The following is a 13,437-nucleotide window of genomic DNA, read 5'->3' as shown; positions in this document are numbered from 1 at the left end:
CATTCTCAATGCAAAAGCACGCGATGCGCGCATGGAGTTCGCCAATGCAACTTGACACCACAGATAGTCGCTCATTGTCCTGCCGGACATTTCTCCCCGTACAGAGACGGGGAGAAAGGGGCAGCTTCAGCGCTGGCGCTGTTTCCAGCCACAGTCGCGATTGGCGAAACCATCAATGACAGCGCCCTCTCCCCGTCTCCATACGGGGAGAGGATGCCGGCAGGCAGGTGAGGGGCGGCGCCGAATTTCCGCCAGGGAAGACTCGGAAAACGCACTCCTCGCTCATCTATCTATTCTTCCCCCGCAGGGCAACGATCGCCGCCGCCGTTTCCTCGATCGAGCGGCGGCTGACGTCGATCATCGGCCAGCCGTGGCGCGTGCAGATCTTGCGGGCATAGGCGAGCTCTTCGCCGATTGCGGCGCGGTCGACATAATCCGATGCCTCATACGAGCCGCTGTTGCCGAGGATGCGGTTTTGCCGGACATGCGAGATGCGTTCGGCGGTGGCGATCAGCCCGACGATCAGCGGCTTGCTGGCGGCAACCAGGCTTTCCGGCACCGGCACGCCGAGCACGATCGGGATGTTGGCGGTCTTGATGCCGCGGTTGGCGAGATAAATGCTGGTCGGCGTCTTCGACGTGCGAGAAATGCCGATCAGCACCACATCGGCATCGTCCATGTTGAGCGGCAACTGGCCGTCATCATGGTCCATGGTGAAATTGAGCGCGTCGATGCGGCGGAAATATTCGGCGTCGAGGACATGCTGGGCGCCGACGCGGCGGCCGGCCGGGGTGCCGAGATAGGACTGGAACACGGTCAGCACCGGCTCCAGCACCGATACACAGGGCAGGCCCATGGCCGCGCAGCGCTCGTCGATGCCACGCGCCAGCTTTTGGTCGACGACCGTATAGAGGATGATGCCCGGCTCCTCCTCGATGTCCTCGAACACCTTCGCCACCTGCTTTTCGGTGCGGATCAGCGGATAGATATGCTCGATGGCGCGCGCGTCCTTGTACTGCGCCGAAGCCGCCCGGCCGGCGGCGAGCAGCGTTTCGCCGGTCGCGTCCGAAATCAGGTGCAGGTGGAAGAAGCTCTGGGGTTTGTTCACAGGGGGTCACCTGGGGCTGTGGGCTTCTGTGGATAAAGCGGGATGAAAAGACTGGCCTGCCGGAGGCGACTGTATCAGATGGCAGTTTGTCCACAATTCGATGCGCTGTCAGCTTCGTCGGGTGACTGGGGACAAGTTTGGGGACGGCTTTTTTCGACTACGGGCCGTCCACAGGACCTGCTTTTCACCACTGTGCCTAACACTTTGACTCGATTGACCGATTCCGAGCTATCCCCAGAACCTTACATCTGGGAAAAAGAAGCACGCGACAATATGTTGGCTGGCGTTTTCCGGGGCAAAGCGGGACAGGTGACAACCACCAGAACCAACAGACTCTTAGAATCAGAAGAATCTTAGATATAAGAATCTTTGATTATAGAAGAGGCTGGGAGAAGCGAGCACCCGATGCCCCAGAACCGGATCATGCTGGATGTCCTGAAGGGCAAGGCTCATTTTCCGCCTCCGCTCTGGATGATGCGTCAGGCCGGACGCTACCTGCCGGAGTATCGGGAGACACGCAAACGCGCGGGCTCGTTCCTGGACCTCTGCTATGATCCCGACCTTGCGGTCGAAGTGACCTTGCAGCCGATCGAGCGTTTTGGTTTCGATGCCTCGATCCTGTTTTCCGATATCCTTGTCGTTCCGCATGCGCTTGGCCGTGACGTCCGCTTCGAAGAGGGCAGAGGGCCGCTGCTGACGCCGATCACCGCGCCGGAGATTTTGGCTCTGGAAAGCAAGGTGTTTCACGTGAATCTCGAACCGGTCTACGAGACGGTTCGCCGGTTGCGGGCCAAACTGCCCGAAGAGACAACCCTGATAGGCTTCTGCGGCGCGCCGTGGACGGTGGCGACCTACATGATCGCCGGTCATGGCACGCCCGACCAGGCGCCGGCGCGGCTTTTTGCCTATCGCGAACCGGTGGCCTTTCAACGATTGCTGAAGATGCTTGCCGAACATTCGGCCGCCTATCTCATCCGCCAGATCGAGGCGGGTGCGGATGTGGTGCAGATATTCGATTCCTGGTCCGGCGTGCTGGACGATGAGAGTTTCGACCTGTTCTGCGTTCAGCCGATGGCCGAGATCGTTGGCCGGGTGCGGGCGGTTCATCCCGATGTTCCGATCATCGGTTTTCCCAAGGGTGCCGGTTCGCGCTACCGGACATATCGACAGAAGACCGGCGTGACGGCGCTAGGGATCGACTGGACGGTACCCCTGATCGCGGCGAAGGAATTGCAGCGCTCGGGTGCGGTTCAGGGCAATCTCGATCCCTTGCGGCTCGTGGCTGGCGGCAAGGCGCTGTCGGATGGCGTCGAGGCGATCCTGGGAGCGCTGGGAGACGGACCGCTGATCTTCAATCTCGGTCATGGCATCACGCCGGAGACGCCGATCGCCCATGTCGAGGCGATGGTGAAACAGGTGCGGAGCGCGACACGCTGATGGCTGAGATGAAAAACACGAACAGCACCGGTCAGGCGATGATGCGGATGATGTCAGGTATCGCGGTGCTGGTCGTTCTCACCGCGCTTTTGTATTTCGCGGCACCCGGCAGCTTCTATCTCTGGGCAAAGGCGATCCATATCCTCGCCGTCATCTCATGGATGGCGGGCATGCTCTATCTGCCGCGGCTGCTGGTCTATCATGCCGATGCCGAGAAGGGCTCGGTGCAATCGGAGACCTTCAAGGTGATGGAGCGGCGCCTGCTGCGCGGCATCATCAACCCGGCGATGATCGTCACCTGGGTGTTCGGCCTGTGGCTCGCCTGGAAGGGTTTCGGTTTCCAGGGCGGCTGGCTGCATGCCAAGATCGGTGCGGTGCTTTTGCTGTCCGCCATGCATGGCTATCTCGCGGGCGCGGTGCGCAAATTCGCCGAGGACCGCAATGAAAAACCGGCCAGGCACTGGCGGATGGTCAACGAGATCCCCACATTGCTGATGATCGCAATCGTCATCCTGGTGGTGGTCAAGCCGTTCTGATGGTTCGACTGATGCCTTCAAGCGTTGGCGCTGCCCCTCACCTGCCTGCCGGCATCCTCTCCCCGTATAGGGACGGGGAGAGGGGCGCTGTCATCGATGGTTTCGCCAATCATCAGCGTGGCCGGAAAGGGCGCCCGCGCTGAACCTGCCCCTTTCTCCCCGTCTCTATACGGGGAGAAATGTCCGGCAGGACAATGAGGGGCGGCGCCGACATCTCCGATTGACCGCTTCCCAGTCGACTGTGACTTGTAATTGCCGCTGTTAAAACGCAGCTTGCTCTTTCACCCGACCGACGATAAAAGACGGGTCTTCCTTCCCGTCATGCGCCGCCCCTCATTGTTTTCGGCCGCGCCCGGCATTTGTCGCATCCCGCCGATATTTTCCCAAAGCCTACCCAGACTCCATCTATTCAAGGTCCGTCTATGCAAGAAATGAAACTCGCCGAGTTCAAGAACAAGAAACCGCCAGAGCTGATCGCTTATGCCGAATCGCTCGAGGTCGAAAACGCCAGCGTCATGCGCAAGCAGGAACTGATGTTTGCGATCCTGAAGAAGCTGGCCGCCCAGGAGATCGAGATCATCGGTGATGGTGTGGTCGAGGTGCTGCAGGACGGTTTCGGCTTCCTGCGCTCCGCCAACGCCAACTATCTGCCAGGTCCCGACGACATCTATATTTCGCCGTCGCAGATCCGGCGCTTTTCGCTGAAGACCGGCGATACGGTCGAAGGGCCGATCCGCAGCCCGAAAGAGGGCGAGCGCTATTTCGCGCTGCTCAAGGTCAACACCATCAATTTCGACGATCCCGAGAAGATCCGTCACAAGATCCACTTCGACAATCTGACGCCGCTCTATCCGACCAAGCGGCTGAAGATGGAAATCGAGAATGTGACCACCAAGGACATCTCGGCCCGCGTGATCGACCTGGTCGCGCCGATCGGCAAGGGACAGCGCGCCTTGATCAACGCGCAGCCGCGTACCGGCAAGACGGTTCTGATGCAGAACATCGCCCACTCGATCACCGCCAACCATCCGGAATGCTATCTGATCGTGCTTCTGATCGACGAGCGGCCGGAAGAAGTGACCGACATGCAGCGCTCGGTGAAGGGCGAGGTGATCTCCTCGACCTTCGACGAGCCGGCAGTGCGCCACGTGCAGGTCGCCGAAATGGTCATCGAGAAGGCCAAGCGCCTGGTCGAACATGGCCGCGACGTCGTCATCCTGCTCGATTCGATCACCCGTCTCGGCCGCGCCTACAACACCGTCGTGCCGTCATCCGGCAAGGTGCTGACCGGCGGTGTCGACGCCAACGCCCTGCAGCGGCCGAAGCGCTTCTTCGGCGCCGCCCGCAACATCGAGGAAGGCGGCTCGCTGACCATCATCGCCACCGCGCTGATCGATACCGGCAGCCGCATGGACGAAGTCATCTTCGAAGAGTTCAAGGGCACCGGCAACTGCGAAATCCAGCTCGACCGCAAGGTGGCCGACAAGCGCATCTATCCGGCCATGGACATCCTGAAGTCCGGCACCCGCAAGGAAGACCTGCTGGTTTCCAAGCAGGATCTGCAGAAGATCTTCGTGCTGCGCCGCATCCTGGCGCCGATGGGAACCACCGACGCAATCGAGTTCCTGATCGACAAGCTCAAGCAGACCAAGACCAATGCGGATTTCTTCGATTCGATGAACACGTAAGAGGACTGGCGAAGGCCAACGGGCAACTGCTTGCGCTGCCCCTCATCCGCCTGCCGGCACCTTCTCCCCGTATAGTGACGGGGAGAAGGGAGATGGCCGCACCCTCGGCGCTCATTCTGCTGCGTTGAAAATTGGCGAAACCGTCCATGACGGCGTCTTTCTCCCGGTCCCTATACGGGGAGAAATGCCCGGCAGGGCAATGAGGGGCGGCGCCAGCGCCGCAATTTTGGGCTGATCAAGCAGTGCGTTGCCCCTTATAGCCCTCGCAACAATCGTTCCAACTCTTCAGCATCCGTCACGACCGGCAAACACACCTGCCCAGTACACAACCATGCACCCGCCTCGTTGGTCGGCGGCAGGATTCCGCCAGGCAGCAAGGGTCGATTCGTACCCGTACCGATCGGCACGACAATGTCGACGCGGCGGGGGTCCGGACTTCGATTCGCAACCGGAACGAGCTTTGGATCGTCAAGCGCATCGACGATGACCAGCTTGAGCGGCTCGATCGCCAGCGCGCAGGCGTTGACGATGCCGGCCTGGCCATAGGCCTGGTGCGCCGCGCGGCCGGCGGCGTGCTCGGCAACTTGCCAGGCCCTTTCCTGCAGGTCGAGATTGCCGGTGACGGAGGCCAGTCGGACCAGTGCCTCGATGATCTGGCCGGTGGCGGAGGGAATCGCTTCGTCGACATCGCCGCGGATGCGGATCGGCACGTCGGTGCTGTCCGAAGCGGTCAGGTAGTAACCTGTCTTTTCGTTGTCGGCGTGCCAGTGGTCGAGCTGTTCGACGAACTGGCCGGCCTGGTCGACATAGCTCCAATTCCCAGTGGCCTCGGACAGCGAGATCGCTGCGTTGGCCATGGCGGCATAGTCGCTGGACAAAGCAGGGAATAGTTTTCTAGCGCCGAGCATCGAATGCGGCAGACGGCCGTCGCGGCTGGCGGTGCTGATGTGGGCAAAGGCCTTTGCCGCCGCATCGATCCAGTCAGGCCGCGCCAGCGAACGGCCGGCCTCTGCAAGCGCTGCGATCATCTGGCCGTTCCAGTCGGTGAGGGTCTTTGCGTCAAGACCGGGCCTGACCCGCTGTTCCCGCACGGTGAGGAGTTTCGCCTTGAGCGGGCCGAGCTCTGCGCGATCGATCACATAGTGCGATTGCTGGGACAGGGTTTGGTGGACGACCGGCTTGCCTTCCCAGCCATGCGGGCTGGAGAGGGTGAAGTATTTGAAAAACAAGGTGGAATCTTCCCCGATGGCAGCTTCGACCTCTTCTCGGCTCCAGGTGTAGAACAGCCCTTCCTCGCCGTCGCTGTCGGCATCGAGGCTGGCGGCAAAGGCGCCGCCGTCGACGCGCATCTCGCGCAGCAGCCAGCCGATCGTCTCTTCGATTCGGACCCGGAACAACTCGTTGCCGCTTGCGGCATAGGCCCAGCTGCAGAAGCGGATCAGCTGGGCATTGTCGTAAAGCATCTTTTCGAAATGCGGCACCAGCCACTCGGCGTCGGTCGAGTAACGGCTGAGCCCGCCGCCGATATGATCGTAGATGCCGCCGCTGACCATCTGTTCGAGGCTGTTGAGAACGTCGTCGCGATGACTGGCGTTGCCGTCGCGCAGCCAGGACAGCCACAGCGTTTGCATGAACGGCGCATTGGGGAATTTGGGCGCGCCACGCAAGCCGCCCAGATCGCGGTCGATCATGCCGTCTATGCCCTTGGCAAGCTCAGCCAGCGTGTCGCGATCGAGCCCTGTTTTCGCTTGCGAGCCGGCGAGCCGTGCCTGGACATGTGTGGTCAGGCCGTCGGCGCTCTGGTTGAGGCTCGCCCGCTTCTCGCGCCAGGCCTTGTCCACCGCCTCCATCACCTGGATGAAACCGGGGCGGCCGTAGCGCGGCTCGCGCGGAAAGTAGGTGCCGCCCCAGAACGGCTTGCCGTCCGGCGTCAGGAACATGGTCAGCGGCCAGCCACCCTGCTCGCCCATCGCGGAGAGCGCGGCCATATAGATCTGGTCGATGTCGGGGCGTTCCTCGCGGTCGACCTTGATATTGACGAACAGACGGTTCATGACGGCGGCGACACCATGGTCCTCGAAGCTTTCATGCGCCATGACGTGGCACCAGTGGCAGGCGGCATAGCCGACCGAGAGCAGGATCGGCCTGTCCAGCGCCTTGGCCTCTTCGAGCGAAGCCGGCGACCAGGCCCGCCAGTGGACGGGATTGCCGCTGTGCTGCTGCAAATAGGGGCTGGCTTCTTCAGCAAGCAGGTTTTGCGCGGGCAGCGTCACTGGGCAAACTCGGGTGCGATTGGCTGATGGGCGTAAAGCTAGGGCGGTTCGGTAGAGCGGGCAAATGATTTCAGGCGATTCCATCGTAGCGCTGTCGAGCGGCCGGCTGCCGGCCGGCGTCGCCGTCATCCGTATTTCCGGCCCACAGACTCGATTCGTAGTCGAAACGATTGCCGGGGGTATGGTTAAAGACCGCGTCGCGGTCTTGCGCAGATTCACAGCGCCCGATGGAACAGTGCTCGATAATGGCTTGGTCGTCTTCTTTCCCGGACCGGCCAGTTTTACGGGCGAGGATGTGGCGGAATTCCACGTTCATGGCGGACGCGCCGTGGTGGTCAGGATGCTGGAGACGATTACTGGTTTCGACGGCGTCAGGCACGCGGAACCGGGCGAATTCACGCGCCGCGCCTTTCTCAACGGCAAGGTTGACCTGGTCGAGACCGAGGCGCTGGCGGACCTCGTCAATGCCGAGACGGAGGCGCAGCGGCGTTTTGCCGTTCAAAATGCCGAAGGCGTTCTCAGCGAACTCTATCTCGGCTGGCGCCGCCGACTGATCCACGCCCGCGCCATGATCGAGGCCGAGATCGATTTTGCCGATGAGGACGATGTTCCCGGTTCCGTTTCGGATACGATTTGGTTCGATGTCAAAACTATGATCGGCGAGATCGACCGGCACATTGCCGGATTTCGCGCCGCCGAGATCATTCGCGACGGCTTCGAGGTCGTCATCCTTGGCGCGCCCAACGCCGGTAAGTCGAGTCTGTTCAATGCCCTGGCCCGGCGGGATGCCGCTATAGTAACGGATGAACCCGGCACGACGCGGGATCTGCTTGAAGTGACACTTGATCTTCAGGGGCTGCGGGTCCGGCTTACGGATACGGCCGGATTGCGCGATGCGCCGGGAAAGGCCGAGGCGATCGGCATCGAGAAGGCGAGGGCCAAGGCGCATGGTGCCGATCTCTTGCTCTTGCTGCAGGACATCGCGAACCCAAGAGATGTCGGCGAGCTGCCGACTGTGGCGCCGACCTTGCGCGTAGGCACCAAGCTCGATCTGCTGGAAGACCGCGCGGCGAGTGACGCGACGGAGGATTATGCCCTTGTCATTTCGGTAAAGAACGGGACGGGCGTCGAGGAACTGCTGGGGGAAATCGGCCGGCGGGCAGCGGAAGCAGCCGGCAGCGTCGGCGATGTCCTGCCGTCGCGCCTGCGCCACGTCGAGTTGCTTGGCGCAGCGAATAGTCACCTGCTTCGCGCAACCGACGGCCGGACCGTCGGGCAGGAATTGCGCGCCGAGGAGTTGCGGCTTGCAGCAGATCGCCTGGGCCGTATTGTCGGCGCCATCGACGTGGAGGACATGCTGGACGTGATTTTCTCACAGTTCTGCATTGGGAAATGACTCACGTGAAACGATGCGCTCTCGTAAAATGACTCAGTTTGTCGATGCAGAGATTTTGATGGACCGTTTGCGGAACGCCCCATCGCTTCGTCATCCACGGGCGGAGCAAGGAGCGTAGCGACGCGGCGCAGACCCGAGGATCCATGCCGCGACTTCTGAGCGCGCGCCACGGTGCAGAATTCTGATCCGCTGTACTCTTTGGCCAAGATCACGGCATGGATCCTAGGGTCTCCGCGACGTCGCTTCGCTCCTGCTTTGCCCTAGGATGACGAACGTTGCGAACGCTTGGGTAAGACCTTCGAGCAGCGGCAAGGTGCGACTCACGTGAAACATCGGTGCCCCGATGACTCACGTGAAACACACGCGATGGCGGTGCAAGGCTGTTTCACGTGAAACGACTCGCGGAGTTTTCTTGACAGCCAAGCCTCGCAGGGACATGTGTCCCTCAATCATTCGAATCTGGGAAGTTTGTGATGACCAATCACTATGATGTGGTTGTGGTGGGCGGCGGTCACGCGGGTTGCGAGGCGGCCAGCGCTGCCGCGCGCGCTGGTGCCAAGACCGCGCTGGTGACGCTGCGCTTTGATACGATCGGGGTCATGTCCTGCAATCCGGCGATCGGCGGGCTCGGCAAGGGCCACCTGGTGCGCGAGATTGATGCCATGGATGGCCTGATGGGGCGCGTGGCGGATGCGGCCGGCATCCAGTTCCGCCTGCTCAACCGCCGCAAGGGTCCCGCCGTGCGCGGCCCTCGTACGCAGGCCGACAGGAAGCTTTATCGCCTTGCCATGCAGGAAGCGATTCGGCAGCAGAACGATCTCGACGTGGTCGAAGGCGAGGTTCTGGATTTTGAGATCGCCGATGGGCGGATCACGGCTGTTCTCCTGGCCGACGGCAGGCGGCTTGGCTGTGGCGCGGTCGTGCTGACGACCGGAACTTTTCTGCGTGGGCTTATTCATGTTGGCGAGAAGAAGATTGTCGCCGGCCGCATGAACGAGCAGGCCAGTCTTGGGCTCTCGGCGACGATGGACCGCGCAGGCTTCAAGCTTGGACGGCTGAAGACCGGGACGCCGCCGCGGCTCGATGGCCGGAGCATCGACTGGACGACGCTGGAAAGCCAGGCCGCGGATGCGGATCCGGTGCCGTTCTCGCTGATGACCGACCGCATCACCACGCCGCAGATCGAGTGCGGCATCACCCGCACGACGATGGCCACGCATGAGCTGATTCGCGCCAATCTCGGCCGCTCGGCCATGTATTCCGGCTCGATCGAGGGCGTTGGGCCGCGTTATTGCCCGTCGATCGAGGACAAGGTCGTCAAGTTCGGCGATAGGGACGGGCACCAGATCTTTCTGGAGCCGGAAGGGCTGGACGATGATACCGTCTATCCCAATGGGATTTCCACCTCGTTGCCCGAAGATGTGCAGCTCGATATATTGAAAACCATTCCGGGGCTGGAGCGCGCAATCATGCTGCAGCCCGGCTATGCCATCGAGTATGATCATGTCGATCCGCGCGAACTGCATCAGACGCTGGAGACGAAGCGCATCGGTGGTCTCTTCCTCGCCGGGCAGATTAACGGCACGACCGGCTATGAGGAAGCAGCCGGGCAAGGCCTGCTCGCAGGCCTCAATGCGGCGCGGCGGGCGGCGGGGAGCGAGCAAATCGTGCTCAGCCGCACCGAGGCGTATATCGGCGTGATGGTCGACGATTTGACCAGTCGCGGCATCGCAGAGCCCTACCGGATGTTCACGTCACGGGCCGAGTTCCGGCTATCGCTGCGTGCCGATAATGCTGATGAGCGACTAACGCCTCTGGCTGCGAAACTGGGCATCGCCTCGGCACAGCGCATGCAGCGCTACGGGCAGGTCATGCAAAGCCTGGATGAGGCGCGGGATTTGGCGAAGTCGCTCGCCATGACGCCGAATGAGGCGGCGCGGCACGGGCTGGACATCAACCGGGATGGCGTGCGCCGGTCCGGCTATGAATTGCTTTCCTATCCCGACGTCGACGTCGCTTGGCTGGCTGGCGTCGATCCGCGCTTTGCGGCGATCGACGGCAAGACGGCGGAGCGCCTCGAGACGGAAGCGAAGTATTCTGTCTATCTCGACCGCCAGAAGACCGACGTGGCGCAGATCCGGCATGAGGAGAGCCGGCTGATCCCCGAGACGGTCGATTTCGCCGGAGTGCCGGGTCTGTCGAACGAGCTGAAGCAGAAGATGCATGCGCGGCGGCCGCGCTCCATCGCCGATGCCCAGCGCATGGAAGGCATGACGCCGGCGGCGCTGGCGATCATTGTCGCGCATGTCCGCCATGCAGAGAGCGCCCAGCGCCTACAAAAGGATGTTGCGTGAGTAGTATTTCCCTAGGGAGCCTGCAGGACGCGGCAGGCCCGGTTTCACGTGAAACATTCGATCGGCTGGTGGCGTTCGAGCAGATGTTCCAAAAATGGAACCGCAGCATCAATCTGGTGGCGCAGTCGACGTCGGGCGATGTCTGGCAGCGCCATATCCTGGACAGCGCGCAGCTCGCGCGCATAGAGCCTCAAGCCACACGCTGGGTGGATCTCGGCTCGGGCGGCGGATTTCCAGGCCTTGTGATGGCCTTCCTGCTTGCCGAGCGCGACGGCGCCAGCATCGATCTGGTTGAAAGCAATCGCAAAAAGGCATCCTTCCTGCAGACCGTCGTCGGCCAGTTCAGCCTGCCGGCGCGGGTCGTGGCGCGCCGCATCGATGACAGCCATGCGCTGGTTTCGACGCCGCAAATCGTCACGGCGCGGGCGCTGGCTCCGCTTTCGACCTTGCTGGACCTGTCGGCGCCCTGGCTGATTTCGGGCGCGCGCGGCCTGTTCCACAAAGGCCGGGATTACCGCACCGAAGTGCAAGAAAGCGTTCACCGATGGTCCTTCGATCTGGTAGAACATCCAAGTGTGACCGACGTTGGCGGCGTCATCCTGGAATTGTCCAACCTGCGACCTGTCTGATCCGTCACTGACAGGCGATTTGGCGCCCAAAATGAATTTCTGGCATAAACCCATGATGAAGAATGGCCCCCGAATCATCACCGTAGCCAACCAGAAGGGCGGTGTCGGCAAGACGACGACCGCCATCAATCTGGCGACCGCGCTGGCTGCGATCGGCGAAAAGGTGCTGATCGTCGATCTCGATCCGCAGGGAAATGCCAGCACCGGTCTGGGCATCGACCGCAAGGACCGGACGGTGTCGTCCTATGACGTGTTGACCGGCGAGCTGGAGCTGGAAGCCGCGGCCATCCCCACAGCCGTGCCGGGCCTGTCGATCGTGCCGTCGACGCTCGATCTGCTCGGCATCGAAATGGAGATCGCCTCCGCGCCCGACCGGGTGCTCAAGCTGCGCAACGCGCTGCGCGCTGCGACCGAGCGCGGCGCACCCTTTGGCTATGTGCTGATCGACTGCCCGCCATCGCTCAACCTTTTGACGTTGAATTCAATGGCTGCGGCCGATTCCGTTCTTGTGCCGCTGCAATGCGAGTTTTTCGCGCTCGAAGGCCTCAGCCAGTTGCTGGAGACGGTCGAGCAGGTGCGGCGCTCGATCAATCCGGATCTCACCATCCAGGGCATCGTGCTGACCATGTATGACGGCCGCAACAATCTCGCCAACCAGGTCGTGCAGGATGTGCGGGCGCATATGGGCGACAAGGTCTACGAGACCATCATCCCGCGCAATGTGCGGGTGTCCGAGGCGCCGTCCTACGGCAAGCCGGCGATCCTCTACGATTTGAAATGCTCGGGCAGCCAGGCCTATCTGCAACTGGCGTCGGAAGTGATCCGCCGCGAGCGCAAGTTACGCGCCGCTTGATGAGGCCGGGCGCATAGTCAAGAGCCGATTCGATACCGAAACGACCTGGAATAGCCAACTGGAATAAAGATGAGCGAAGACCTTTCGAGAAAAAGACTGGGGCGTGGGCTAGCGGCGCTGATCGGCGAGATCGATCGCCCAGTAGCGCCGGAAAAACGGGGCATGAGCGCCGACGGCAAGGTGCCGATCGAGTTCCTGACCCCCAATCCGAAGAATCCGCGCCGGCATTTCGGCGACGCCGAGCTGACCGACCTCGCCCAGTCGATCCGCGAACACGGCGTCGTCCAGCCGGTGGTGGCGAGGCCTTCGCCGACACAGGCCGGACGCTACGAGATCATCGCCGGCGAGCGGCGCTGGCGCGCGGCGCAGCGCGCCGGGCTGTCCGAGATCCCGGTCATCATCCGTGAGGTCAACGATCGCACCGCGCTCGAACTGGCGATCATCGAGAACGTCCAGCGCACCGACCTCAACGCGGTTGAGGAAGCACTTGGGTATCAGCAGCTGATCGACGAGCACGGCTACACCCAGGCCGATCTCGGCCAGGTGATCGGCAAGAGCCGCAGCCATGTCGCCAACACCCTCAGGCTCTTGAAGCTGCCGGATGTGATCCGCGACATGCTGGTCGACGGCGCGCTGTCGGCGGGCCATGCCCGCACGCTGGTGACGGCGGAAGATCCGGCCGGCCTTGCTAAGCGCATCGTCGAAGAAGGACTTTCGGTGCGCCAGGCCGAAGCGCTGGCGCAGATGCCGGCCGGCACCAGCAGCGCCAGGGAAGCCAAGCCGGCGCCAAGTCCTGACGAAAAGGACGCCGACACGCTGGCGCTGGAAAAACTGTTGACCGATACGATCGGCATGATCGTTTCGGTGGATCACAAGGGCAGAGGCGGTGTGCTGCGGGTAGCCTATCGCTCGCTGGAACAGCTCGATGAGTTGTGCAGGCGGCTGAAGCAGGAACGATAATTAGCCGGCGAATTATCTTCAGGCCGGATTTTGGGAAAATCGGCGACGCCGCTAATCTCCCTCCTTGAGGGGGAGATGGCCGGCAGGCCAGAGGGGGTCGCCTCACACCAAGCGCCGGCGCCCTTGTGAAAACGAAGAGGAGGCCAGCGCTCCACGCGCAACGACCCCCTCTGTCGCCTTCGGCGACATCTCCCCCTCGAGGG

The 13,437-nt window shown here is 62.1% G+C and carries 10 protein-coding genes; 8 read left to right on the top strand and 2 right to left on the bottom strand.

The features are described 5' to 3' along the window. Positions 1-286: 286 nt before the first annotated feature. Positions 287-1,108, bottom strand: coding sequence for a pyruvate, water dikinase regulatory protein (locus AC0L3E_RS31275; RefSeq protein ID WP_127320737.1), 822 nt, complete (start codon positions 1,106-1,108; stop codon positions 287-289). 405 nt (positions 1,109-1,513) lie between these two features. Between AC0L3E_RS31275 and hemE the strand changes: the two genes are divergently transcribed. From hemE to rho, 3 genes are all read left to right on the top strand, one after another. Beyond that, positions 1,514-2,545, top strand: coding sequence for a uroporphyrinogen decarboxylase (hemE, locus tag AC0L3E_RS31270; RefSeq protein ID WP_473606465.1), 1,032 nt, complete (start codon positions 1,514-1,516; stop codon positions 2,543-2,545). Beyond that, the gene (gene hemJ / locus AC0L3E_RS31265; protein WP_473606464.1) at positions 2,545-3,081 is read left to right on the top strand and encodes a protoporphyrinogen oxidase HemJ; all 537 of its coding nucleotides are present in this window, start codon (positions 2,545-2,547) and stop codon (positions 3,079-3,081) included. Before hemE ends, hemJ begins: the two co-directional genes overlap by 1 nt. Positions 3,082-3,503: 422 nt before the next feature. Next, the gene (gene rho, locus AC0L3E_RS31260; RefSeq protein ID WP_013528732.1) at positions 3,504-4,769 is read left to right on the top strand and encodes a transcription termination factor Rho; all 1,266 of its coding nucleotides are present in this window, start codon (positions 3,504-3,506) and stop codon (positions 4,767-4,769) included. 254 nt (positions 4,770-5,023) lie between these two features. Here the strand turns inward: rho and AC0L3E_RS31255 are convergent, their stop codons facing one another. Next, positions 5,024-7,042, bottom strand: coding sequence for a thioredoxin domain-containing protein (locus tag AC0L3E_RS31255; RefSeq protein ID WP_473606463.1), 2,019 nt, complete (start codon positions 7,040-7,042; stop codon positions 5,024-5,026). Between the two features lie 64 nt (positions 7,043-7,106). Here AC0L3E_RS31255 and mnmE point away from each other — a divergent pair, with 64 nt between their 5' ends. The 5 genes from mnmE (at position 7,107) to AC0L3E_RS31230 (ending at position 13,234) form a co-directional block, all read left to right on the top strand. After that, positions 7,107-8,438, top strand: coding sequence for a tRNA uridine-5-carboxymethylaminomethyl(34) synthesis GTPase MnmE (mnmE, locus tag AC0L3E_RS31250; RefSeq protein ID WP_128308633.1), 1,332 nt, complete (start codon positions 7,107-7,109; stop codon positions 8,436-8,438). 473 nt (positions 8,439-8,911) lie between these two features. Then, a complete protein-coding gene (gene mnmG / locus AC0L3E_RS31245; protein WP_473606462.1) occupies positions 8,912-10,792 on the top strand; it encodes a tRNA uridine-5-carboxymethylaminomethyl(34) synthesis enzyme MnmG in 1,881 nt (626 codons plus the stop codon). Continuing rightward, positions 10,789-11,421 carry a 16S rRNA (guanine(527)-N(7))-methyltransferase RsmG gene (gene rsmG / locus AC0L3E_RS31240; protein ID WP_128308635.1) on the top strand — a complete coding sequence of 211 codons (633 nt, stop codon included), beginning with the start codon at positions 10,789-10,791 and terminating at the stop codon, positions 11,419-11,421. Before mnmG ends, rsmG begins: the two co-directional genes overlap by 4 nt. 52 nt (positions 11,422-11,473) lie before the next feature. Continuing rightward, positions 11,474-12,274, top strand: a complete 801-nt coding sequence (locus tag AC0L3E_RS31235; protein WP_081738757.1) for a ParA family protein — start codon at positions 11,474-11,476, stop codon at positions 12,272-12,274. Between the two features lie 69 nt (positions 12,275-12,343). After that, complete coding sequence (locus AC0L3E_RS31230; protein WP_128308636.1) at positions 12,344-13,234, top strand: ParB/RepB/Spo0J family partition protein; 891 nt, start codon at positions 12,344-12,346, stop codon at positions 13,232-13,234. Positions 13,235-13,437: the final 203 nt, after the last annotated feature.

This window comes from Mesorhizobium sp. WSM4822 (genome assembly GCF_055811155.1).
This window is presented reverse-complemented; position numbering and strand designations above follow the sequence as displayed.

Excerpts from the sequence above, each read along its gene's own strand:
- hemE (WP_473606465.1), top strand. The coding sequence starts at position 1,514 with ATGCCCCAGAACCGGATCATGCTGGATGTCCTGAAGGGCAAGGCTCAT.
- hemJ (WP_473606464.1), top strand. The coding sequence starts at position 2,545 with ATGGCTGAGATGAAAAACACGAACAGCACCGGTCAGGCGATGATGCGG.
- rho (WP_013528732.1), top strand. The coding sequence starts at position 3,504 with ATGCAAGAAATGAAACTCGCCGAGTTCAAGAACAAGAAACCGCCAGAG.
- mnmE (WP_128308633.1), top strand. The coding sequence starts at position 7,107 with ATGATTTCAGGCGATTCCATCGTAGCGCTGTCGAGCGGCCGGCTGCCG.
- mnmG (WP_473606462.1), top strand. The coding sequence starts at position 8,912 with ATGACCAATCACTATGATGTGGTTGTGGTGGGCGGCGGTCACGCGGGT.
- AC0L3E_RS31235 (WP_081738757.1), top strand. The coding sequence starts at position 11,474 with ATGATGAAGAATGGCCCCCGAATCATCACCGTAGCCAACCAGAAGGGC.
- AC0L3E_RS31230 (WP_128308636.1), top strand. The coding sequence starts at position 12,344 with ATGAGCGAAGACCTTTCGAGAAAAAGACTGGGGCGTGGGCTAGCGGCG.